The organism is Campylobacter sp. CS_NA3, assembly GCF_027797495.1.
In the GTDB taxonomy this organism is placed as follows: Bacteria; Campylobacterota; Campylobacteria; order Campylobacterales; family Campylobacteraceae; genus Campylobacter_B.
This window is the reverse complement of the sequence record NZ_CP115609.1, coordinates 304310-326383: the sequence shown is the minus strand read 5'-3', so window position 1 is coordinate 326383 and position 22074 is coordinate 304310. Positions and strand designations below refer to the sequence as shown.

Here is a 22074-nt window from a genome sequence, read left to right as displayed (position 1 = left end):
GCAAGTCAGCCCACTTCCCCCTTAAAAAATAGTTTAAATTTGCAATAAAAATAAATAGTAAAAATCATTGAAAAATTTAAGTATAATAGCACTTTTGATATTTAAAAATTTAAGGAAATTTATGCAAAAACTTTTTGTAACATTTTTTGGCGTTGGACTTTTAAGGCCGGCTCCTGGCACTTGGGGAAGCATTGCAGGGGCTATTGTCGCACTGCCGATTTTGATATTTTTGGGCGTAAATACGCTTTTTTTGGTTTCTTGTTTGCTTTTTTTAATCTCAATTAGCATTATAAACGAATATGAAAAAAAATGTGGCTCACATGATAACTCAGAAATCGTCATCGACGAAATCGCAGGAGTTTGGATAGCTATGTCAATCTCAGGCTCGATAGGCGAGATTTTTTCTTTGAATTTTGCTCCACTTATAGATGGATTTAACGGAATTTCGTGGCTTGGCGTGATACTTTCGGTTGTATATTTTAGAATTTTTGACATTTGGAAACCATCTATTATCGGCAGAGTCGATAAAAGCGTTAAAGGCGGACTTGGCGTTATGAGCGATGATATACTAGCCGGATTTTTTGCAGGAATCGCCGTTTTAATCACTATTTCGCTAATGATAAAATTTGGAGCTTCAAATTTGATATTTTAAAGCAGATTTTTAAGCCAAAATTTACAAATTTTTCATTTTTGCGATTTCATCACGCAATGCAGCGGCTTTTTCGAATTCCAGCGCAGCAGCAGCTTCAAGCATTTGTTTGCGAAGCTCTTTTATGATTTTGGCTCGTTCATTTGCCGGCATTTTTTCTAATTTTTTCGCTTTGGTTAAAATTTCAGCCCCATCATCAATTTTTAGGCTTTCTTCTATATTTCTACTTGCCGAGTGTGGCGTTATGCCGTGAGTGCGGTTGTATTCATCTTGGAATTTACGCCTAGCCGTGGTTATATCGATAGCACTTTGCATTGAGCGGGTGATTTTTTTGCAAAACATCACAGCCTGCCCGTTTAAATTCCTAGCAGCCCGTCCCATAGTCTGAATAAGGCTGGTTTCCGAGCGCAAAAATCCCTCTTTGTCGGCGTCAAAAATCGCAATCAAACTAACTTCGGGCAAATCTAACCCCTCACGGAGCAAATTTATACCGATTAGCATATCAAATTCGCCACTTCTTAACCCGCGAATTATCTCATTTCGCTCTATCGCGTCGATGTCTGAGTGCATATATTTGACCTTGATACCGAGTTCAAGGTAGTATTTGCTAAGCTCTTCTGCCATTTTTTTTGTTAGCACGGTTACTAAAATTCGCTCATTTCTAGCTATGACCTTTTTTGCCATGTCGTGCAGAATTTCGACTTGATTGTCGCTATCTTTTATGAGAATTTCGGGGTCTAAAAGCCCTGTCGGACGCAAAATTTGCTCTACTACTTTGCCGCCGCTTAAATTCACTTCGTATTCATTTGGCGTGGCTGAAACGAATAAAAATTTGCCTTTTTTGCTGATAAATTCATCAAACATCAAAGGTCGGTTATCAAGCGCAGAAGGCAAGCGAAAGCCGTATTCTACGAGTGTTTCTTTACGACTTCGATCGCCTGCGAACATACCGCGAAACTGTGGCAAAGAAACATGGCTTTCATCGACGATGACTAGGTAATCTTGCCCCTTGCTCTCGTAGTAATCAAACAGCGAATACGGCGTTTCTCCGGCGTTTTGCCCTGTTAAATATCTCGCATAATTTTCAATTCCTTTGCAAATACCCGTTGCGCTCATCATTTCAAGGTCAAATTCGACCCGTTGTTTTAGGCGTTGGGCTTCGACGAGTTTATTTTCATTTTCAAAAAATTTTAATCTCTCGCCAAGCTCTTCTTCAATGCCTTTAATCGCCGTTTTTAGGCGGTTTTCGCCGACGATAAACTGACTTGTGGGATAAAGGATAAATTTAGCCACGCTTTTTGTTTTTTTATTTTCCAAAACATCGAAATGATACATCGCTTCAAGCTCGTCGCCAAAAAATTCCAAACGAATAGCTTCGTCGTTAAAATACGCCGGATAAATGTCGATCGTATCGCCGTTAGCGCGGAAATCGCCACGATCAAAAAAGTTATCATTGCGTTTATAACCCATATCAACTAGTTTGCGAAGTAAAAATTTGCTAGAAAAACTTTGCCCTAGTTCCAAATGAAGCACCATGCCTTTGTATTCGGCAGGGTCACCCAAGCCGTAGTTTGCCGAAACCGAAGCTATCGTAATAACATCGTCAAAACTAAGCAAACTAGCCGTGGCTGAGAGGCGAAGGCGTTCTAACTCGTCATTTATGGAGCTATCTTTTTCGATAAAAAGGTCTTGGCGTGGTATGTAGGCTTCGGGCTGATAATAATCATAATAGCTGATAAAATACTCGACATGATTTTGCGGGAAAAAGCCCTTAAATTCGCTATAAAGTTGCGCTGCAAGGGATTTGTTGTGCGTCATTATGAGAGTTGGAATTTGCAAATTTGCTATGATATTTGCCATGGTAAAGGTTTTTCCGCTTCCGGTAACACCGAGCAGTGTTTGATATTTTTCGCCGTTTTTAATGCCTTGCACGATTTTTTCTATCGCGTTTTTTTGATCCGGACTTGGACTAAATTTGCTTTTGATTTCAAACTTTTTCAAAACTTTCCTTTAAATTTAAGCGTAAATATGTTAGCATAGCAGAATTATATTAAAAAAGGTGTAAAAATGGACGAGATTAGACAAAATTCAGCTTTAAGCCAAAAAGTCGGCGAACTTATCAAAAGATATAGAGATTTACGAATTCAAAATGAAGAGCTTAGAAACGAATTAGTCGAATTAAAGGCACAAAATGAAGCTTTGTGTATGAATTTAAGCAAACTTGAAGATGGAATTTCAGCGGCAAATTTAAGCGAAAACGATCTACTTCAACAAATCCAAAGCGTTTTGGAAGAGTAATGAAAGAGATAGTCGTTCAATTTACGGGCAAATCCCTTGCTAAAACTTATACTATCAATTTAGAAGATGAATTTGCCAAAATTTTTGAAAAAGATTGGGAACGACTAAGCAAGGGCGAAAAGTTTTTAGACGCAGGAGAGCTTTTAGAAGCATATATCCAAAAGAGTTACGAAAATTTTACTTTAATAAAAGAAATTGAAGAATTTGAAAAAGAAACGCAAAAAAGTTGCGGAAAGGAAGAGAGATGAAAAAAGGTTTTAGTGTCGGAGGTATAGTGTTTTTAGCGATTATTGCTATTGTTTTTTTTAAAGTAGTTATGCCGAAAATCAACTCTGTTAAAGACGGAGCGATAGGCATAGCGTATGCACAAGAGTTCGAAACAGCTTTAAAACAAATCAAAGAAGATTTTTTCCTACGCGGTGAATTTAGAGATCTTCGTTCGATGACGACCGTTAGGCAGTTTGAAGATAGTGTTTTAGATGAGAAAATAGAAATCGGCAAACCTATAAAATTTGGCGTTGGCGTAAAGTCAAAAGGAAATATGGAATGGTGCACCCAGATAACTTTGAAACAAAACGGCTCAAAATATGTAATGGAAGCTACGGATTTAAATCACAAAAAAGAAGTTTGTAAAGAATTTCATAGCATGAATCTTTATCAAAAGCTAAAAAAGTTTGAAATGAATTAATCTGAAATTTATAGAATTTGCCTAGTAGCAAATTCTATAAAATATCTTACTATCTTACCTAATTATCATTTTGGCTCTTGTTTTTTTATAAAATAGCGAATTTAGGCGATTTAATTGTTCTTCGCTTAACAGAGTAGAATTATTAAATTTAGCATTTTTGCTTGGTGTAAAAAATTCGCTAATACCGCCATAATTTTTGCCTAGTTGCAAAGGATTTTCGTGGCAAAGTTCGCAGTTTTTAGCCTTTTTGCCTATCGCGTGTGGGCTAAATGGAGCAAAAATCTCAAATTTTTTATTCTTTAACGGCGAAATTTGCTTGCCGTCTTTTGAAAAATGAATTAAATTATACTGAAAAATCGGTCTTGAAATTGCAATTTTACCGCTATTTAAATCATTTAGCAAAAGCAAATTTTCAAACCTACTTAGCGAAAAAACAGCGTGATATTTTTTTGTATTTTTATCAAATTCGATTAAATTTTGCCATTTTTTCTCGTCTTTGCTCTCATCTTTTATCAAATTTAGCTCATAAAAACTACCTTGCCAGCTCGCATGACAAGCGACGCAAGAAAGCTTATCATGGTAATTTGCGTGAGCAAAATTTGGCTTTATTTTGTGGCAACTTTCGCAAGATTTTAGCTCAAAATCATTCTGTTTTTTTGCAAAAAATTCGTCAAATTTATCGCTAGAATTTTGCTTGTGCGAAGTGTGGCAAGAAATACACGAAAAGCCTAAATTTGCGTGAATATCAGGGCTTAATTGATGATAAAAATCTCCGTTAGATTTACTAGGAAAATTTCCGTTAATACCCAATGGTGTGCGAAAATCTTTGTGAGCATCAATTGGAAATTGCCCCGTAAAATCAGCCCCCACAAAAAATTTATTGTGGCAACTTTGACAAACCCCGCTATCAGCCTTTTTTAGCTCGTGCGTTTTGGAGTGTAGGTTTGTCCCAGCAAACTCGTCTTTGCCTTGATACTTCCCATTGTCTGCATAGTGCGTATGGCACGCCATGCAGCCTAGCCCCCTAAATGCGCCGTTTTGACCCTGAACGCTCGTATGGCAATTTAGACATTTTTGAGAGATTATTTCAATGGCGAGTTTTTGCGTATCGTCTAAATTTTCTTTTTGTAAATTTGCAAATTCTAAAATACTAGCATTTTTATCAATGCCAAATGCCTTTAAAATCGTGTTTATTTCGTTTTTATGCGTAAAGTGATTTGAGTTTTTGTAGGATTTTATATGGCTTTCGTGGCACTCGCCACAAAATTCACTCATATTTTCATTACTTGCCGGGTGAGCTACGATTTTAGCGTGATCGGTGCTTAAAATATCGGCTTTTTTTAGGTGGCAAGTTTGGCATGAAAAATCGTGGTTTTTTGCGTCAAATTTTTCGATTTTTTCATGGCACTCGGTGCAATTTGCATTTAAAAAAACGCTAAAAATCACGCAAAAAAGAGTAAATTTGAATAAATTTAATCCATACATTTTGTTAGCCCTTGATTAAATTTATCTTTTGAAAGCTCAAAATTTTCATAAATTTTATCTTCCCATTTATCGTGGCAAATGACGCATTTGTAGGCATTTACGATTTTTTGGATTTGCGTTTTTGATAAAGCTTTATCATTTTTTGAAGCGTGTTGATTTTGTGTTCCATTTGCTTCCACAAATGCATCAATCGAATACGAAAAGCCAAATTTAGTTGCATTTGCTTCAAAATACGGGCTAAATTTCAAATTTCCGTTTTCAAATTCCAAATTTCCACGCCCAAAACCAAGTGCAGTAGAGCTAAAATGGCACTCTGTGCAGGTTTTTGCAGACCCCGTCGTATGCGGATCCCAACTAGCCATGCTCATAGAGTGAAATTTGCTGACATTTTTATCATATACCGTGCCTATAACCTGACAGCCGGGTGCAAAAGGTGCGATTTTGCCGTCATTTCGCTCACCAAGTGCAGGGCTTTCAAAACGCAAAAAACTTCGCATTTCTTGCCACTCGCCTTTTTCAAATTCCTTTCTATGCCAGTTATATTGCGAAGAAGAGGCAAAATACTGCTCGTGGCAACCATAACAGCTTGGCATTGTGCGTGAATGACAGGCTTGGCAGGTTAGATTTTCGTGGATTTCGTTTTTGTGATAAGGCAAATTTGATAGCGGCACAATTTCATAGCTTTTGCCGTCCTTTTTGCGATAAATGAGCGTTTTATCGCCGTTTTTTGCGACATTGTAAAGTGGGGAGCTTTTCTTGCGAGTATAGGCGATTTCATCAAAAATTTGCAAATTTGGATTTAAATTTGCTAGTTTTTTTGCCGTTTCGTTCGGGGCGTCAAATTTAGGCTCGTGGCAATCAACACAACTTATATCGACAGCTTCTCGCATATTTTTGTGTGCCTTTAAATCGCCCATAACGCCGTAACTCGTGTGGCAATCAACGCAATCAAGCCCTACTTTTTTGTGGTGAATATCAGCTTCAAGCTCGTAAAAATGGCGTCCGTCAGCGAGTGTGTGAGCATGGTCAAACGGCGCTTTTACGCCTTCGCTTTCAAATTTGCCAAAATACGAAAGCCCGATACGAGCTGAACGATTATGACAGCGAACACAATTTGAACTTGGAATTTGGGTTGTAAATTTAGTGTGTGAAGCTTTTAAATTTGACGAATTTTCTAAATTTGCAGTGTTTAAATTTGACAGGTTTTCTAAATTTACTGAGTTTTCTAAATTTGCCAAATTTACGCCATGACACGCCATGCAACCACCGCCTTTGGCTAAATCTTTGTTTTCAAAAACTTCTCTTTTTTGATCGATATGACAGGCATTACACGCCCTTTGAAAGTGGTTATTAGCTAGGGCTTTTAGCTCGTCTTTGCTTAAATCATGGCTTGTAGATTTTTCTACCCAATCTTCGATTAAATTCGCTCGGATTGGGCTTTGCGACTGCATCGGCGAAATCGAAACTCGCGCTATTTGATTTGCATGGCAAAAGTTGCATTTTTTTTTCGCATTTACTAGGCTTGCGGGATTTTTTATCAAATTTAAATGAGCGATTTTTTCGTTATTTGAATTTACGCCATCATGGCAATCTATACAGCTTAAATCATCATGCGACGGGCTTGGGGAAGTGAAATTTTCGTGGCAAGCTAGGCATAAATTTGATAAATTTGGCAAATTTGAGTTATGATTTTTAACGCTAGAATTTGCCAAATTTATCAAATTTGAAGCGTTTTGTGAAGCAAATTTGAAATCAAAAAATTCTAAGCCCGTCCAAACGCACAGGCTTAGAATCAAAATCGCTAAAATTCCCTTAGCAACCTTCAAATTGCGCTCCGCCCGTCGGTTTTGGAGCGCTTACTTCGCTTTCATCGGCTTTGGCACCAAATTCGTCTATCATACCTTCATCGGCTAGGCGTTGGATAACATCGTCATAGCTTTCCCACGCTTTTTTGTTGTAAGCGTCTGCTTGAATCGCCTTTTTTGCGTATGCCCTAGCAAGTGTGAGATTATTTTTTGCCACAGCTTCGCGTGAGAGATTTACAAAATGCTCCGCCTGCGCTTTTGAAGTATTGTAGCTTTGCAAATTCTCCGCAAAGCCAAAACTGCAAAGTAAAACCATGCTTAAAATTATCTTTTTCATCATTTTCTCCTATGAATTTATCGTTACATAATAAACATTTGGTTCAAGCCCGTCACTCTCTTTTAGGCGAGTTATACTTGTGGCCTTAGCCAAAATTTGCGAAACATCACTATTTGGGTCATTTAAATCGCCAAAATTTCGCGATTTTCCCACGCAGGTGGTTACGCAAGCCGGAAGCAAACCTTTATCCACTCTTGGGGCGCAAAATGTGCATTTATCGACGCTTTGTTTGTGTTCATCGTAGTATCTGGCGTTGTAAGGACAGGCTACCATACAGGCTTTGCAGCCTATGCAAAGGGAGGGATCGACGATGACGATGCCGTCTTTTTCACGCTTGAAACTAGCTTCTGTCGGGCAAACTGCCACGCACGGGGAATTTTCGCAGTGGTTACAAAGCACAGGTAAGAAATTTAAAATCGGATTTCCTGCGTTGTCTTCGTTTTCGACTTCAAAAACCCTTGTGCGATACGCTTCTTTGAAAAGTGGCACTTCCCACTCGGTTTTACACGCTACATAACACGCATCGCACCCGATACAGCGATCGCCGATAATCACCATAGCTAGGTTTTTTTCTTTTTTGTGATTTTTATTTATTAGTGAGTTCATCTTACGCCCTTTCAAGTCTAACAAAGCCGTTGTTTAAGCCGCTACAACCACTTACCGGATCAATGTCATTACTACAAAAATAAACATCGCTAATGCCTTTATCAAAGCCGTTACTCCACTCTTTGCTAACATGCCCAAAGCCGTGGTGGATAAAGACATTTCCGGCTGTTATTCGCTTTGTGATTTTTATATTTTGCGGTTTTGATTTAAGCCCTGTTTTAGCATTTATCATTATGACTTTATCGCCAGTTTTTAAACCTAAATTTGCCGCGTCATCAGGATTTATCCAAATCGGGCTATCATCTTCAAGTTCAAGTAAGAGCTTGTTATTTTGGCTTCTTGCATGTGAGTGAGCGGGGCCTCTACCAAAAAGCAATCTAAACTCGCCTTCTTTTGGCTGTGGCGGTGCTACCCAAGTAGGCAGTGGTGCGCAGACATCACCGTATTCTTCATACATTTTTTCCATATCAGGGTTGTATAGATGAATTTTGCCCGTTCTGGTAGGAAAGCTTAGTGGCTTACCGCTACTTTGCGGATACGCATCGGCTAAATAATCGCACAAAATGCCGTCTTTTTCAAATTTTTCTTTATCTTCGGGGCTTAGCGAATTTACGAAATTATTTATCGCATCACTTGGCGAAATGGTAAAATACTCATCCATATCAAAGCGTTTGCAAATCCCACGCACTATGTCAAAAACATGCTTGGTATCGTATAGCGGTTTAATCGCAGCCTTTCTTACAGCCACAAACGGCACATCGTATTTTTGGATATATGGGCCGTCGTCTTTTTCTAAATATGTGCTTTCAGGCAAAACTATGTCGCAATACGCGCAAAAATCGTTCATCTGCGTATCGATTGACATGATAAAATCTAGCTTTTCGATTGATTTCATGACGCCGTTTGCTTCGACTGCCGTGTGTCCTAGCGGATTTGTATCGTAGGTCAGCCACGCTTTTATCGGATATGGCTGTTCGCTTAAAGTCGCGCGATAAATTTCGCCCGTTAGTCCTAAATTTGGCGGATTAAACGGCCACCTTGTGCCAACGCCGTCAGCTCTTGGCTCATTTACGGCTGGTGCGTCATCATCTTTTGGGAGCTTGGCTAGATTTATACTTTGATTTACCCAAGTTCCGCCCTTTACGCCGTAATTTCCCATAATCGCATTTAATATCGCAATTGCTCTTGCTGTTTGCGTGTCGTTTGCGTATCTTGAAAATCTACGCGGTGCGATAGCTAGGACATGCGGGGCAAACTTCGCAAATTCCCACGCTACTTCTTCAATAGTTTCAGCCTTTATACCGCAAATTTCTTCTGCCCATTTCGGGGTGTATTGTTTGACATGACGGGCAAGTTTATCAAAGCCGTAGCAGTATTTATTGATAAATTCCATATTTGCTAGATTATCTCTAATTATGACATGGATTAGCGCTAGTGCTAGTGCCATATCGCACCCAGGTTTTATGCGAAGCCATTTGTGCGCTCTAACGGCACTTTCGCTCTGGCGTGGATCTACATAGACGAGTTTTGCGCCATTTGCTAGGCCTTCCATAAAATCCCTTGCTTCTCTGACTTGAATCGCTCCTGCCATATTTCTGCCAAATAAAATCATATATTTGGTGTTTGCCATATCGTAGTTTTCATGTCCGCCGATACCGCCACCGCCAAATGTCAAAGACCAGCCAATCGCTCTACTGCCACGACACTCAGAAAATGAAGCGTAGCTTACATTTGGAGTGCCAAGCAAGCTAGCAAATTTATGAAAATAGCTCGAACAGCTTCCATGGGCAAAGGCTGCAATGCTTTTTGCGCCGTATTTGTCGATGATTTTTTCTAAATTTTCATGCACGAAGTCAAACGCTTCGTCCCAGCTGACCTTTTTCCATTTGCCTTCGCCCCGTTTGCCGACTCTAATCATCGGGTATTTTAAGCGATCTGGATCGTAAGTAGAATAAACCCCCGCATTTCCCTTAGCGCAAATCGTGCCGTAATTGTATGGATTTAGCTTGTTTCCTTCGATTTTGTGAATTTTGCCGTCCCTTGTAAAAACATTTACGCCACAATTCCAAAAGCACATTTCGCAGTAATTTGGAGTTTTTACGCCTTCGTCGTATTCTAATAAATTTGAAAGCTCGGGCGAGTTTTTGTGCGTTTTTGCCATTAGTGGATTTGGAAGCCCTGTGATACCTGCTGTGCCGGCAACTGCGACACTAGAAGCCATTTTTAGGAAATTTCGTCTTGTTATTTTAAGCTCTCTCATTTTTCACTCTCCAAATTTAAAAATGTTTTTCCAAGTGCGTAAATAAAGAGCATTACGCCAATGCCCGAGATAAAAATCGTGATTTCTGCCACGCTTGGGCAGTATGAGCCAAACTCTATCTTGCCTAAAAATTCGCTCTCAACCCTCACAAGCTGACCGCCCACAATACCGTCAAACCTAGCAAAAAATACGCCGATAATGGCTAAAATTCCAGCCAAAAATGAAATTTTTAAATTTTGAAATTTAGACAAAATAAGCAAAATCATCGGAAGCAAAATCCCAATGCAAATTTCGAAAAAATAGAAATTAAACGACAAATTTCCGTTTGTAAAAACTTCGAAATTTTTGGCTAGATAACTTCCGCTTCCATACGATGAAATCACAATGTCCCAAAAATTTATAAATAAAATAGCCAAAAGTAGCAAAAACATAAAAATATTCAAATTTCGCAAAATTCGCTCATTTAGGGCTTTTTTGCTTAAATTTACAAAGACAAAAATCACGCTTATGCCGCAAATCAAGGCTCCAAAAATAAATGAAATAGTAAAGCTTGGCGTATGCCAAATCGGTCTAGCTGAATTTACGGCAAAGACCATTGAAAGTGTGCTAAAAGCGATTATTCCCATTATAAATGCGACAATTCCTGCGTAAAACGAAGCTTTTTCGCTGTTTTTTAGCATTAAAATTAGCTCGATTATCAAAAGCGGAGTTTCGATGAGATAAAAAGTGCTCATCCACCAAATCGGGCTTTCTACCGCGAAATTAAAGTAATACCTTACAAAACGCAAAACTTGCAGTTTAAAAGGGCTTCCAAGCTCCCAAAAAATCAGCCAAAATGCCGCTAAAAGCGCAGCAATAGCCAAAAGCTGTAAATGGCGTGAAATTTTAGAAAATGCGTGAAATCCAAATAGATGATCAGCCGTAGCGATCGTGGCAACTCCTACGCTAATGCCCACAAAAAAGGCATATCCCATAAGCAAAAGCCCAAACGGAATCTCCCTGCTTACACCATAACTAGCTTCTTGTCCGTTGAAAAATACCAATGCAATGCCGACCAGCCCGATACAGCAAAGTGCCAGTGCAACAAAAAGAAGCCTAAAATCCTTGTTTTTAGCGATTGTTGTCATTGTTTGTCCTTTAAATTCGCAATCAAAAACTCAAAAAAACACAAAATAAACTCAAAATAAACTAAATTTGGTAAATTTGCCAAATTTACTCTTAAATTCCCAATCCACGATAAAAATTTGCAAAATTCATTAAATTTTTGAGTTTCGCCGTTTTCAACCAAAATAGCACAAAATGCAATTAAATTTGATATATGATCGCAGTTTTTTTCTACTTTGTAGCCACAAATTTCATAAAATTTGCAAATTTCATCGTGATTTTTGCCAAACATTTTTTTATCTAGCCAAATTCCGGCCATTAATGAAGTGCCAAATTTAGCTGAGTTTAGGTCAAAAAAATTTATATAATCACTAATAATCTCATCTAAATTTGGCACTTTTAAATCTTTAAATTTGACATTTGAATTTTCGTCAAAAAACTCGGCAAATTCGCCGTTTGCAAATTCACCGAGTTCAAAGTATTTCTCGCACCAATTCTGCTCCGGAAAAGCAAACAAATCAGCGCACAAATCTAGGCAATCAATCAAAGTTTGATTATTTTTCATCGCCTTTTAAAACTTTTCTTTTTGAAAGTTTAGAGTATTCGACCATACTACCTTCATAGTTTTTGACTTTGTCATTTCCCATGATATATTTTGTCGCAAACCAGCCGCCGCTTGCATGCCAACCAGTGTTGCAATACCAAATTTGCGGTGCCATCGGATCAACTCCTGCACCTTTATAAACTTCACCAAGCGCATCTTTATCAGTATTTATATAGAAAATTCCGTCATTTTCTTTTGCAATTTTACCGATAAAAATTTGTCCATCAACGCCTTCTAAATGTCCGCCTTTATCGGCTTTTGGGTGGGCTTTTTCGCCGTTATAAAATGCGTCATTTCTAGCATCGATTAACGCCATATTATTTGTAACAACAGCTTCATCTATTTGATAAACAGAAGCAACTATGTCTGTGTTAAATTTAGTGATTTTAAAATCGCTTTTTTCTGGTGCGCTAGCCTCTGTGCTTAGTTCGCCACCTGCTTTTTTCCAAGCATCAATACCACCATTTAATATAGCTGTATTTGTAAAGCCATAGTATTCAGATACAAACACTGCCAAAGTCGAAAGAGTATAATCAGGAGCCGCTTTTGCGTCGTTGTAGAAAACTACCGCGCTAGTATCTTTGATACCGCTTTTTTGAAATAATCTCTCAACTGTTGTCGGAGAAGCAATAAATCCTGGCATTTCACCTCTTGCCTCTCTAAAATCAGCTTCTTTCCATGCAATCGCACCTTTAATATGACCTGCTGCATATCCTTCGCCCTCTTGAAGATCGATTAAAACCAAATCTTTATCGGCTAAATTTGCTTTTAACCACTCGACATCAACAACCTTGTTTTGTGGTAAATCCAAAGCAAATAAACAAGAAGTTAAAGCAACCACTGCGCTTAATTTTGTAGCAAATTTTGCAACACTCATTTTTTCTCCTTTGCATAAAAAAATTTAAGTTATGACTAACTTTCTTTTTTGAATTCTATCATAATTTTTACAAATTTTTATGTGATATGGTTACAATGAGTTCCCTAAAAATGGGCTTTAATAAGAATTTTTATTATTAAATTAATTTAATTTTTTAGCAAAATTTACTATAAAATGACAACCAAAAACAAAATTCCTACAATTATGCGATAAATTCCAAACGGGATAAAGTCGAATTTGCTAACAAAGCTCAAAAACAGCTTGATTGCGATTAACGCGACCACGAAGGCAACCGCTCCACCAAGCAGAAAAATCCAAATATTTTGCGAATTTTGCACGAAGGTGTCAAGGTTTTTGTAAGTATCATACAAAGTCGCCGCAAACATCGTAGGAATCGCTAGTAAAAAGCTAAATCTGGCTGCTAAATTTCGGCTAAGCCCACAAAGAAGCCCAGCGATGATGGTCGCTCCCGATCTAGAAGTCCCCGGCACCATAGCAAAACACTGCGAAAGCCCGATTATAAAGGCTTGTTTGTATGAAATTTCGCTGAAATGTTCGCTCTGGCTTTTAGGCGGATTTTTCTTGCGAAGTAGCTCGACCACGATAAAAATCACGCCCCAAATGACAAGCATATACGCTGTCGTAGCGGGTGAAAATAGCGATTTTATCGTCTTATACATCAAAAATCCGATGATTGCTGTGGGGACAAATCCCACCATTAGCTTAACCCAAAGCGAAAAATCTTGTTTAAGTCGCTCAAAAAACATAAAAACTACCGCTAAAATCGAGCCTAGTTGAATTACGACCTCGAAGCATTTTAGCGCATCTGTCTGCTCCAAGCCTAAAAAATGCGACGCTAAAATCATATGTCCTGTTGAACTAACAGGCAAAAATTCTGTCAAGCCTTCCACTATGCCTAAAATCACGGCGTCAAATGCGTTCATTTATTATACCTTTTAAATTTGAAATGTTTTGCGAAATCGAATTTGGCTTATAAATCGCTTCTACAAGGGCGATAAAATCAGGCTTTAACTCTAAAATTTCGGCTAAATTTTCGGCATTTATACCACCGATGACGCAAAGCGGAATTTGCAAAATCTCTTTTGCTTTTATTATGATTTGCTCTTCGCAAAGTGGTGCGTTTGGTTTTGTATGACTTGCTCTCATTGCGCCAAAACCGACATAACTAGCTCCATTATTTTGTGCGAATTTTGCCCGTTCTAAATCGCTATAACAAGTTACGCCAATGATTTTACCAGCCCCCAAAAATTCACGCACATTTTTTATTTCGCCGTCGTCTTTGCCGATATGAACGCCATGCGCACCCAGTTTTTTTGCCATTTCCACATTGTCATTGATTATCAAATTTGCATTAAAATCTTCGCAAAGTGAAATCAACGAAGCAATTATTTTTTCATCTTGAAACGCCATTTTAGAACGATACTGCACGATTTTTACGCCACTATCTAAAATTTCACGCACTTGCGAAAAAATGGTAGAATTTGGCGTTAGATTATCATCGGTTAATGCGTAAATTTGGCTCATTAATTTATTTCTATCTCTATTTTATTTTCACTTTTTTGTGGTGCTTGTGGTGTTTGCACTTTTGGCTCTTCTTTTATCTCTTCTTTTTTCTTGGAATTGCCCAAAATGCACTCTGTAACGCTTTCAAATTTAGCACTAAACATACCTTTTTTGTTTTTAACAGCGTCTTCGTAAGCTTCGTGTAAAAGCTTGTGAGCGTTTTTGCTTGGCACGGCAAAGCCCTCTTTGACTAGCACTAGGCGAAAATTCTTTTTATCGGTGCTAATGTCACAACCAAAATGATCTTTGCTTTTTGCAGAGTTAATTTTTATGAAATAATTTCGCCCCGGTTGCAAAATTCGCTCAACCGCACTTTTATGCTCTTTTTCAAATTTTTCAAGCTCTTTTTTATCACTTATACAGCTTGGTTTATTTTGTATCGAAATAATGCTTAAATCGCTAAATTCACAAGCGATTTCTTTTATAGGATTGATTTTAAAGGCAAAATATCTGTCGTCAAAAAATTTTGTAAATTGCATAACTTTTTGCAAATTTTTATCGTTCGAAGCACCAAAAGTAACTCCCAAAAAAATCGCAAAAAATAAAAAAACAAATTTTTTCATAAAAATTTCCTTTAAAAAATGCGTTAAATTCGGTCAAATTTGACCAAATTTAACGCAAAAAAGATTATTTTAAATTATATTTTTCCAAAAGTTTATCGTAAGTGCCGTCTTTTTTGACTTCTTCAAGTGCGGCATTAAATTTAGCGATGACTTCTGGGTATTTGCCTTTATCAAACGCAAATGAAAAGCCTTCGCTGCCATCTGGTTCAACGGCGAATTCGACCAAATCATCATTTTTTCTTAAATAATCATACCCGACAGAAGAATCCGTGCAAATCGCATCAACCTTGCCACTTTTTAGCGACATTACCAAAATAGTTGTGTTTTCGTTTGTGATGACATTTAAATTTTGCTCTCTAACTGCCATTTCTTGGACTGTGCCAAGCTGAGCAGCAACCTTTTTGCCTTTTAGATCGTCTTTTGAATTTATGGTTGTATCATCTTTCTTTTTAATATATAAATTTTGTGTAAAAAAGTAAGAATCTGTAAAATCAACCGCGTTTCTGCGTTCATCTGTTGCGCTCATAGCAGAAGCGATAAAGTCGATTTTGCCTGATTTTAACGCAGGAATTAGCCCGTCAAAACTCATATTTAAAATCTCATATTTTACATCGGCTCTTTTGGCAAGTTCTGCCACAAGTTCCATATCAAAGCCCGTAATAGTCGTATTTTCATCGACAAATTCAAACGGCGGATACTCAGCATTTGTGCCAAGAACTAAAACATCTTTTGCGTTTGCAATGCCAAACATTAAAGCAGTCGCAAGTAAAAATTTAAAAAATTTCATTTTTAATTCTCCTTTACCTAGTGGTTTAAAACCTTATTTAAAAACTCTTTTAATCTCTCATTTTTTGGTTGGCTAAATACCGAATTTGGCGTATCATCGACGGTTATTTTACCGCCGTCCATAAAGAAAATTCGATTTGCAACATTTTTTGCAAATCCCATTTCATGGGTAACAACTAGCATTGTAATGCCAACTTTAGCCACTTCCTTCATAATGCCAAGCACTTCGCCTATCATCTCAGGGTCTAATGCAGAAGTTGGCTCGTCAAATAAAATCACTTCCGGATTCATCGCTAATGCCCTTGCAATAGCTATTCTTTGCTTTTGACCACCTGAAAGTTTGTGTGGGAAAGCATCGATTTTATCAAGTAACCCAACTTTTTTTAATAAAACTTTTGCATTTTCTAAGGCTTCTTCTTTGCTGCAAAGTCCCGTTTTTACGGGTGCCAAAATTAAATTATCCAAAACGCTTTTATTTGCAAAAAGGTTAAAATGCTGAAAAACCATGCTAACTTTTTGGCGAATTTTATTTATATCAACGCCCTTTTGTAAAATATCTTTTCCGTCAATCTTAATAGTCCCGCCGCTTGGAGTTTCAAGCAAATTTAAACATCTTAAAAATGTGCTTTTTCCGCCGCCACTAGGACCTATGATTGCGACAATATCGCCTTTATTAACCTTAACCGAAATGTCGTTTAAAACCTGCAAATCTCCGTAAAATTTGGTTAAATTTGAAACTTCAATCATGTCTATTTAGCCTTTTTTCTAGCAATTTTGCCAAAAGCGAAAAGAATTTTACACTAGCATAGTAAATGACTGCCGCAAAAAGTATCGGCTGAGCCGAATACATCGTAGCTTGCAAACTTTTTGAAAACTGCGTTATATCCATTATGCCGACCATTCCTACGATGGAAGTTTCTTTAAAAAGCACGATAAATTCGTTTGCCAAAGCAGGTAAGATATTTTTTATCGCTTGTGGAAAAACGATTTCCTTCATCGAAGTTTTATAATCCAACCCCATAGCTCTTGCTGCTTCCATTTGCCCCTTATCTACGCTATTTATTCCGCTTCGCACGATCTCTGCGACATAAGCTGAACTATTTAAACCAAGTGCGATAATGGCTGCAAAAATACTATCAATTGACGGGATTGAAGAAAGCCCAAGTAGCGAAATAATCGCCTTTGCCGTTTCAGGTAGTGTCGCAAAAATAACAAAAACAAAGATGATAAGTTGTATGACTATCGGCGTTCCGCGGATTATGTCGATATATTCGTCGATGATGAAATTTAGTGGTTTTATGCCTAAAAATTTGATAAATGCCAAAATAAAACCCAAAATAATGCCGATTAAAACACCGCCCAAAGTCAGCGTCAAAGTAGTCCCGTAAGCCTTGACATAAGCCATTTTACGAGCATCATTTAAATTTTCAGGGTAAGTAAAATAAAGCCCAACGCAGATGATAACAATGAAAACAAGAACTTTTAAAACCTTTTCGTTCAATTTTTCAACCTTAAATTTAATCAAACTAAAAGAATACTAAATTTTTGATATTATTTTGCTTAAAAGTTAAAAGATTTTACGAACTATCGTAGGGTGGGCATCCTTGCCCACCGTAAAATCATCGGCATTTGTTTTTCGCATTGCACCACTTCGTCATTCTCACAGAAACCACCCGTCGCTTTGCTCGGGTCGCTACGCTGGTTTTGAGCGAAGCTTTGCGAAGCGAAGAATCTCAAATTTAAATTCACAAAAATAATTTAACTCAAAATTTAAATAAAAGATTCTTCGCCTATCGGCTCAGAATGACGGCAAAGGTGTCATTGCGAGACTTTGCGATAGCAAAGTCGTGGCAATCTACAAATTTAAATAACGATTTGTTTGATTTGTCATTGTGAATTTCGTAGGGTGGGCATACTCGCCCACCATAATTATTAATAAAAGGATTAAAAATTATAAAATTTAATAAATGTAAAAAAATTTGTAGGCAAATATCAAAATGACAACGGAAAGAAAATTTAATAATTTGTGGTGGGCAATGATGCCCACCCTACGATACTAAATAAATTCACGATAATATCTGTAAAATATATTTTTTTCGCTTTCTGTTGTCGTATATTTTTGAACTAGTTCATTAACATAATCTTTATGAGTAATATTGATATTTTTTACAATAGCAGTATCAATATACTCACGATTTTTGTTATCCAATACATACATTAAAAAACTCTTAACATCTTTAAAATTTGCATTTTCATCAAGTTGTTTTTTACTATAATTAAATGCTGCATGATATTGCGTTTTGTCTTTAATAATTTTTTCATCCAAATAAATCAATTTATCAAAATCTAAATCTTTATCGCCACAATACTTACTATATAATTCTATTGATTTATCAAAAAAATTAACCAATTCAGGCTTTATCTCCATAGGTGTTCTTACGATTAAACCGTCTTTTTCTAGTGCGTTCATTATCATCCATATAGGAACTTCCGAATATGGACTTACACTTTCTGTTTTTCTAATTTTTTTTGCATATTCATCTTTGTATTTATCAAAAATTTCTTGCTCTTTTTTCAAATCAGTTCCTGTTTTCATATCGATTATATAGTTAGCCTTGTTTGCAACATAGCTTTTATATTTATGATAACATCCTTTATAAAAATATCGCATAACTTTTTGACTAGGTTGTCCTGAGATATTAAAATCAAGCAATAATTCTAGCTCTTGTTTATCCATCATGGAACTGCGATATGCACTATATTGGTATTTCATTTCATCTAATGCTAATTCCAAATTAAATTCACCTATACCATTACCACTTTTCTTTTTGTTATCTATTGATAAATCAAGCTCGGATTTTGTTAAAATTTCTTCTAAACTATTTCCTGCTTTAATTTTCGGATAATCAACATTAAAAGTAGCATAAGCATAAGGTCTAAAACCACTTTCCAATGCTATTTTCTTAATTTCTACATTGCTCCTAAAAAATGGATAATAAGCCGTAAAACCATGTTTAAAAACATAAGGCTCACTATAAATTCGTTCTATAACATTGTTGTCTAGGTTATAAATATACTCCCAATCTCTAACCAAATACCCCTGCACTACTTTTGCTTCTTCAAATTTAACTCCATTTTCTAGCAAGAATTTAACCATTTCTACTTTTTCATTTTGTATGGCATAAGATAAAGCACAAAGATTATATTTATCATATAAATGCGGATTAGCTCCTAAATTTAAAAGCTCTTTTGCAGTATCTATATCATCATAAAATGCACTATACATTAAAGGCGTTACTCCATAATGCAAAGGCTCATCTACTCTAATATTATTGTCTTTCATATAAGCTAAAATTTCTTGTGTATTTTTTGATTTTAGAAGTAGTCGTAAGGCTTCCATTTTTTCATTATTCATTACCTTGTCGGCGTCTATGTCCCAGTAGCGAAACGCAAACCCATCAACTTCTTCTTGGGTTACATACTTTGATAAGCCTTTTACTTGTGAAACATTTGTATCGGCAGTAACTGAAAATGTTTTTATTTTTCTACCACCCATAAAGTCAGAATTTAAAGCCAAAACAGCGATAATAACAACAATAAAACCTATGATGAAATTTTTCATTTTTTACCTTTTGATTTTTGTTTTATTTTAAAGCTCTGATTTTACAATACAAGGGCTTAAAATAGAGAATATGATTTGTAAAATATTTCAACGCAAATTAAACAAGAGATTCTTCGCTTCACTGTGTTTCGCTCAGAATGACGCAAATTTGTCATTGTGAGACCACGAAAACCAGCGTAGCGACCCGAGCGAAGCGACGGGTGGTTTCTGTGAGAATGACGGAATAGTGTCATTGCGAGACTTTGCGATAGCAAAGTCGTGGCAATCCAACAACGCCGTAAGGCGTTTTAAATTTACAAATTTGCATATTTTTTGGTGGGCAAGGATACCCACCATACGATACTAGCAAAATTTTATCTGCGTTACTCTAAATTTTTATTTTCATCAGAAGTTGTGTTGTTATTAAAATTTTGTGTCATTCTGGCTTTTAAAATTTCATAGACTTGATTCTTTTCTCGCTTACCTACAACAAGCACCAAAACAACTACTTCGCTATCTTTTACTTCATACGCTAATCTATAACCTAAATCTCGCAATTTTATCTTATAAACATCTTTGTAGCCTGATAATCTATCTTTTTCAACTCTTGGATTTTTTAATCGCTCTGCTAGTTTATTTTTGAGCTGAATTCTAATAGAATTATCTAGCTTTCTCCACTCTCGTAAAGCAGACGGCAAAAACTCTAAATCATAGCTCATCTAAACTTACTCTGATAGGTTTTTCTTTGCTCTTTAAAGCCTTATCTACTTCTTTTGATAGTTGATAATCGTCAATTATATCAAGCATTTTTTCATAAAGAGAGCTAGGCACCAAATATGCACTTGGTTTATTATGCACTAAAATCGCCACCGCTTCATCTTTTGCTTCTTTGATGACTTGCGTGGGCGACTTTTTAAGCTCCGAAATACTTGCTGTTTGTGTTGCTAAAATTGTTTTCATTTTATATCCTTTTTAGTATATAAAATAATACTAAAAAATGTATAAAATGTCAAATTTCGATTATTTTACTTTTTTTGAACAATCTTGTAGCATCGTAGTGTAGGTATCCTTGCCCACCATTTTATCCTTTAATCAACCAATTTGTTTTAATGCCGTCATTCTGAGCGAAGCGAAGAATCTTTATTTAAATTTACTATTGAATTATTTTATCTTTTTTTCGGTGGGCAAGGATGCCCACCCTACAATATCAGCAATGACGACAAATTTACAAATTTATCCCCCAAACCAAACTTCACACAAAGTGAATTTTTATATCTTTTAGTGTAAAATAGCGAGTTTATTTTTTAAATTTACAAAAGGAATTTTTATGAGTGTTTGGACATATATTGCCATTGCTATGTATTTTTTGTTTTTGATTTTTGTGGGGCGTTATTATTACAATAAAAACGCAAATATGAGCGAGTATCTACTTGATAATCGTCGCTTAAATCCGCTTGTAACGGCACTTTCGGCAGGAGCAAGTGATATGAGTGGCTGGATGCTACTTGGGCTTCCTGGTGCGCTTTATGCAACCGGAATTTGTAGCATTTGGATAGCTATTGGGCTAAGTATCGGTGCGTGGTGCAACTACAAATTTTTAGCAAAACGGCTTCGAATTTATACAGAAGTTGCGAGTGATAGTATCACAATACCTGATTTTTTAGAAAATCGTTTTAAAGACAAAACCAAAGCCCTACGCATTATTTCAGGGCTTTTGATTATGATTTTTTTCACACTTTATGTTTCAAGCGGTATCATCGCAGGGGGCAAAACATTTGAAAGCTTTTTTGGGCTAAGCTTTACCACAGGGGCGATTGCGACCATTTGTATCGTTGTTTTTTACACATTTTTTGGCGGTTTTAAAGCCGTTTGTATAACAGATGCTTTTCAAGGAACGCTAATGTTTTTAGTTCTTGTGTTAATACCGATTTCTGCGTATTTAGCGCTTGATATTCCAGCAGGTAGCTCGTTTGTGGCTGAAATGTCTAAATTTAGCGACCACCACTTCGACCTTTTTTATAACCAAAGCTTTTTAGGCATTTTAGGGCTTATGGCGTGGGGCTTGGGCTACTTTGGTCAGCCACATATCATCGTGCGTTTTATGGCGATTCGCAGTTCAAAAGAGCTAGATCAGGCTAGACGAATCGGCATTTCGTGGATGGTTTTAGGTCTTGTTGGCGCTGTGGCAAGTGGTATGATAGGGTATTTATATTTTAACCAAAAAGGAATTCCGTTGAGCGACCCTGAAAAGGTATTTTTAGAGCTTGGTAAAATTTTCTTTCATCCGTTTGTCGTTGGCGTGATTATTTCGGCTGTTTTGGCTGCCATTATGAGCACCATTTCAAGCCAACTTTTAGTAAGTGCAAGTTCAGTTACAAAAGACTTTATTTTTGCATTTTACAAAAAAGAAGTTAGCCCTAGCACACAAGCCCTTTCTAGCCGTTTGGCTGTCGTTGTCGTGGCGATCGTGGCTAGTTTTTTAGCTTTTATGTCAAATGATACCATTTTAAATGTCGTCGGCAACGCTTGGGCTGGGTTTGGCGCGAGTTTTGGAGCCGTGCTTTTATTTAGTTTGTATTCAAAAAATATGAGCGCGCTTTCAGCACTAATCGGTATGTTAGTAGGCGGTATAACCGTCATCGTGTGGATTTTATCAGGGCTTTCAAGCTTTGTTTATGAACTGCTTCCGGGATTTGTTTTCTCAGCCGTTGCGATTTTGCTAGTAAATCGCTACAACGCAGTTTTAAACAAAATGGCAGACGAGCCAAATTCGCAAGTCATAAGTGCCGAATTTGACAAAATGGAAAAGCGAAATAACGAATAAATT

Annotated in this window: 24 protein-coding genes; 6 read left to right on the top strand and 18 right to left on the bottom strand. The window is 36.9% G+C overall.

From position 1 onward, the window contains the following. Positions 1-121: 121 nt before the first annotated feature. A complete protein-coding gene (locus PF026_RS01740) occupies positions 122-652 on the top strand; it encodes a phosphatidylglycerophosphatase A family protein (RefSeq protein WP_270863305.1) in 531 nt (176 codons plus the stop codon). A 21-nt stretch (positions 653-673) separates the two neighbouring features. Here the strand turns inward: PF026_RS01740 and uvrB are convergent, their stop codons facing one another. Continuing rightward, positions 674-2650, bottom strand: a complete 1977-nt coding sequence (gene uvrB / locus PF026_RS01735) for an excinuclease ABC subunit UvrB (RefSeq protein WP_270863304.1) — start codon at positions 2648-2650, stop codon at positions 674-676. Positions 2651-2716: 66 nt separating this feature from the next. Between uvrB and PF026_RS01730 the strand changes: the two genes are divergently transcribed. Genes PF026_RS01730 through PF026_RS01720 form a run of 3 tightly spaced genes read left to right on the top strand, consistent with a single transcriptional unit; the run spans position 2717 to position 3635 of the window. Next, positions 2717-2947, top strand: a complete 231-nt coding sequence (locus PF026_RS01730; RefSeq protein WP_270863303.1) for a hypothetical protein — start codon at positions 2717-2719, stop codon at positions 2945-2947. Beyond that, positions 2947-3195 carry a hypothetical protein gene (locus PF026_RS01725; protein ID WP_270863302.1) on the top strand — a complete coding sequence of 83 codons (249 nt, stop codon included), beginning with the start codon at positions 2947-2949 and terminating at the stop codon, positions 3193-3195. The genes PF026_RS01730 and PF026_RS01725 overlap by 1 nt, the downstream gene beginning before the upstream one ends. Beyond that, a complete protein-coding gene (locus tag PF026_RS01720; protein ID WP_270863301.1) occupies positions 3192-3635 on the top strand; it encodes a hypothetical protein in 444 nt (147 codons plus the stop codon). Before PF026_RS01725 ends, PF026_RS01720 begins: the two co-directional genes overlap by 4 nt. Positions 3636-3689: 54 nt before the next feature. Here the strand turns inward: PF026_RS01720 and PF026_RS01715 are convergent, their stop codons facing one another. From PF026_RS01715 to PF026_RS01650, 14 genes are all read right to left on the bottom strand, one after another. Next, the gene (locus PF026_RS01715; RefSeq protein ID WP_270863300.1) at positions 3690-5120 is read right to left on the bottom strand and encodes a multiheme c-type cytochrome; all 1431 of its coding nucleotides are present in this window, start codon (positions 5118-5120) and stop codon (positions 3690-3692) included. Beyond that, the gene (locus PF026_RS01710; RefSeq protein ID WP_270863299.1) at positions 5108-6946 is read right to left on the bottom strand and encodes a hypothetical protein; all 1839 of its coding nucleotides are present in this window, start codon (positions 6944-6946) and stop codon (positions 5108-5110) included. Before PF026_RS01710 ends, PF026_RS01715 begins: the two co-directional genes overlap by 13 nt. Continuing rightward, the gene (locus tag PF026_RS01705) at positions 6933-7262 is read right to left on the bottom strand and encodes a hypothetical protein (protein WP_270860037.1); all 330 of its coding nucleotides are present in this window, start codon (positions 7260-7262) and stop codon (positions 6933-6935) included. The genes PF026_RS01710 and PF026_RS01705 overlap by 14 nt, the downstream gene beginning before the upstream one ends. A gap of 9 nt (positions 7263-7271) precedes the next feature. Then, the gene (locus PF026_RS01700; protein ID WP_270858623.1) at positions 7272-7868 is read right to left on the bottom strand and encodes a 4Fe-4S dicluster domain-containing protein; all 597 of its coding nucleotides are present in this window, start codon (positions 7866-7868) and stop codon (positions 7272-7274) included. A gap of 1 nt (position 7869) precedes the next feature. Beyond that, entirely contained in the window at positions 7870-10128 is a 2259-nt protein-coding gene (locus PF026_RS01695) for a molybdopterin-dependent oxidoreductase (protein ID WP_270870363.1), read from the bottom strand. Then, the gene (gene nrfD / locus PF026_RS01690; protein ID WP_270870364.1) at positions 10125-11255 is read right to left on the bottom strand and encodes an NrfD/PsrC family molybdoenzyme membrane anchor subunit; all 1131 of its coding nucleotides are present in this window, start codon (positions 11253-11255) and stop codon (positions 10125-10127) included. Before nrfD ends, PF026_RS01695 begins: the two co-directional genes overlap by 4 nt. Then, complete coding sequence (locus PF026_RS01685) at positions 11252-11797, bottom strand: molecular chaperone TorD family protein (protein WP_270870365.1); 546 nt, start codon at positions 11795-11797, stop codon at positions 11252-11254. The genes nrfD and PF026_RS01685 overlap by 4 nt, the downstream gene beginning before the upstream one ends. Continuing rightward, positions 11787-12713 carry a sulfurtransferase gene (locus PF026_RS01680; protein ID WP_270860041.1) on the bottom strand — a complete coding sequence of 309 codons (927 nt, stop codon included), beginning with the start codon at positions 12711-12713 and terminating at the stop codon, positions 11787-11789. Before PF026_RS01680 ends, PF026_RS01685 begins: the two co-directional genes overlap by 11 nt. Positions 12714-12880: 167 nt before the next feature. Continuing rightward, on the bottom strand, positions 12881-13657 hold the full coding sequence (locus tag PF026_RS01675) for an undecaprenyl-diphosphate phosphatase (protein WP_270870366.1): 777 nt from the start codon (positions 13655-13657) through the stop codon (positions 12881-12883). Further along, positions 13644-14258: a thiamine phosphate synthase gene (gene thiE / locus PF026_RS01670; protein ID WP_270870367.1), complete on the bottom strand. Its 615-nt coding sequence runs from the start codon at positions 14256-14258 to the stop codon at positions 13644-13646. Before thiE ends, PF026_RS01675 begins: the two co-directional genes overlap by 14 nt. Beyond that, entirely contained in the window at positions 14258-14860 is a 603-nt protein-coding gene (locus tag PF026_RS01665; RefSeq protein ID WP_270870368.1) for a hypothetical protein, read from the bottom strand. Before PF026_RS01665 ends, thiE begins: the two co-directional genes overlap by 1 nt. 64 nt (positions 14861-14924) lie before the next feature. Next, positions 14925-15647 (bottom strand): basic amino acid ABC transporter substrate-binding protein, encoded by a 723-nt coding sequence (locus PF026_RS01660; protein ID WP_270863296.1) that lies wholly within the window; start codon positions 15645-15647, stop codon positions 14925-14927. 17 nt (positions 15648-15664) lie between these two features. Next, positions 15665-16393 (bottom strand): amino acid ABC transporter ATP-binding protein, encoded by a 729-nt coding sequence (locus PF026_RS01655; RefSeq protein WP_270863295.1) that lies wholly within the window; start codon positions 16391-16393, stop codon positions 15665-15667. Next, positions 16386-17147, bottom strand: coding sequence for an amino acid ABC transporter permease (locus PF026_RS01650; protein WP_270863294.1), 762 nt, complete (start codon positions 17145-17147; stop codon positions 16386-16388). The genes PF026_RS01655 and PF026_RS01650 overlap by 8 nt, the downstream gene beginning before the upstream one ends. 103 nt (positions 17148-17250) lie before the next feature. Between PF026_RS01650 and PF026_RS01645 the strand changes: the two genes are divergently transcribed. Further along, positions 17251-17403 carry a hypothetical protein gene (locus tag PF026_RS01645; RefSeq protein ID WP_270863293.1) on the top strand — a complete coding sequence of 51 codons (153 nt, stop codon included), beginning with the start codon at positions 17251-17253 and terminating at the stop codon, positions 17401-17403. A 299-nt stretch (positions 17404-17702) separates the two neighbouring features. Here the strand turns inward: PF026_RS01645 and PF026_RS01640 are convergent, their stop codons facing one another. The 3 genes from PF026_RS01640 to PF026_RS01630 form a co-directional block, all read right to left on the bottom strand. Then, on the bottom strand, positions 17703-19268 hold the full coding sequence (locus tag PF026_RS01640) for an ankyrin repeat domain-containing protein (protein WP_270863292.1): 1566 nt from the start codon (positions 19266-19268) through the stop codon (positions 17703-17705). Between the two features lie 362 nt (positions 19269-19630). Continuing rightward, entirely contained in the window at positions 19631-19966 is a 336-nt protein-coding gene (locus PF026_RS01635) for a type II toxin-antitoxin system RelE family toxin (protein WP_270863291.1), read from the bottom strand. Continuing rightward, on the bottom strand, positions 19956-20207 hold the full coding sequence (locus tag PF026_RS01630; RefSeq protein WP_270863290.1) for a type II toxin-antitoxin system prevent-host-death family antitoxin: 252 nt from the start codon (positions 20205-20207) through the stop codon (positions 19956-19958). Before PF026_RS01630 ends, PF026_RS01635 begins: the two co-directional genes overlap by 11 nt. A gap of 367 nt (positions 20208-20574) precedes the next feature. Between PF026_RS01630 and putP the strand changes: the two genes are divergently transcribed. Continuing rightward, the gene (gene putP, locus PF026_RS01625) at positions 20575-22071 is read left to right on the top strand and encodes a sodium/proline symporter PutP (protein WP_270870369.1); all 1497 of its coding nucleotides are present in this window, start codon (positions 20575-20577) and stop codon (positions 22069-22071) included. Positions 22072-22074 lie beyond the last annotated feature (3 nt).

Coding starts and splice junctions, on each gene's coding strand:
- PF026_RS01720 (WP_270863301.1), top strand. CDS start 3,192: ATGAAAAAAGGTTTTAGTGTCGGAGGTATAGTGTTTTTAGCGATTATT.
- PF026_RS01705 (WP_270860037.1), bottom strand. CDS start 7,262: ATGAAAAAGATAATTTTAAGCATGGTTTTACTTTGCAGTTTTGGCTTT.
- PF026_RS01685 (WP_270870365.1), bottom strand. CDS start 11,797: ATGAAAAATAATCAAACTTTGATTGATTGCCTAGATTTGTGCGCTGAT.
- PF026_RS01660 (WP_270863296.1), bottom strand. CDS start 15,647: ATGAAATTTTTTAAATTTTTACTTGCGACTGCTTTAATGTTTGGCATT.
- thiE (WP_270870367.1), bottom strand. CDS start 14,258: ATGAGCCAAATTTACGCATTAACCGATGATAATCTAACGCCAAATTCT.
- putP (WP_270870369.1), top strand. CDS start 20,575: ATGAGTGTTTGGACATATATTGCCATTGCTATGTATTTTTTGTTTTTG.
- PF026_RS01740 (WP_270863305.1), top strand. CDS start 122: ATGCAAAAACTTTTTGTAACATTTTTTGGCGTTGGACTTTTAAGGCCG.
- PF026_RS01655 (WP_270863295.1), bottom strand. CDS start 16,393: ATGATTGAAGTTTCAAATTTAACCAAATTTTACGGAGATTTGCAGGTT.
- PF026_RS01700 (WP_270858623.1), bottom strand. CDS start 7,868: ATGAACTCACTAATAAATAAAAATCACAAAAAAGAAAAAAACCTAGCT.
- PF026_RS01730 (WP_270863303.1), top strand. CDS start 2,717: ATGGACGAGATTAGACAAAATTCAGCTTTAAGCCAAAAAGTCGGCGAA.
- PF026_RS01715 (WP_270863300.1), bottom strand. CDS start 5,120: ATGTATGGATTAAATTTATTCAAATTTACTCTTTTTTGCGTGATTTTT.
- PF026_RS01675 (WP_270870366.1), bottom strand. CDS start 13,657: ATGAACGCATTTGACGCCGTGATTTTAGGCATAGTGGAAGGCTTGACA.
- PF026_RS01725 (WP_270863302.1), top strand. CDS start 2,947: ATGAAAGAGATAGTCGTTCAATTTACGGGCAAATCCCTTGCTAAAACT.
- nrfD (WP_270870364.1), bottom strand. CDS start 11,255: ATGACAACAATCGCTAAAAACAAGGATTTTAGGCTTCTTTTTGTTGCA.
- PF026_RS01640 (WP_270863292.1), bottom strand. CDS start 19,268: ATGAAAAATTTCATCATAGGTTTTATTGTTGTTATTATCGCTGTTTTG.
- PF026_RS01695 (WP_270870363.1), bottom strand. CDS start 10,128: ATGAGAGAGCTTAAAATAACAAGACGAAATTTCCTAAAAATGGCTTCT.
- PF026_RS01680 (WP_270860041.1), bottom strand. CDS start 12,713: ATGAGTGTTGCAAAATTTGCTACAAAATTAAGCGCAGTGGTTGCTTTA.
- PF026_RS01635 (WP_270863291.1), bottom strand. CDS start 19,966: ATGAGCTATGATTTAGAGTTTTTGCCGTCTGCTTTACGAGAGTGGAGA.
- PF026_RS01630 (WP_270863290.1), bottom strand. CDS start 20,207: ATGAAAACAATTTTAGCAACACAAACAGCAAGTATTTCGGAGCTTAAA.
- PF026_RS01665 (WP_270870368.1), bottom strand. CDS start 14,860: ATGAAAAAATTTGTTTTTTTATTTTTTGCGATTTTTTTGGGAGTTACT.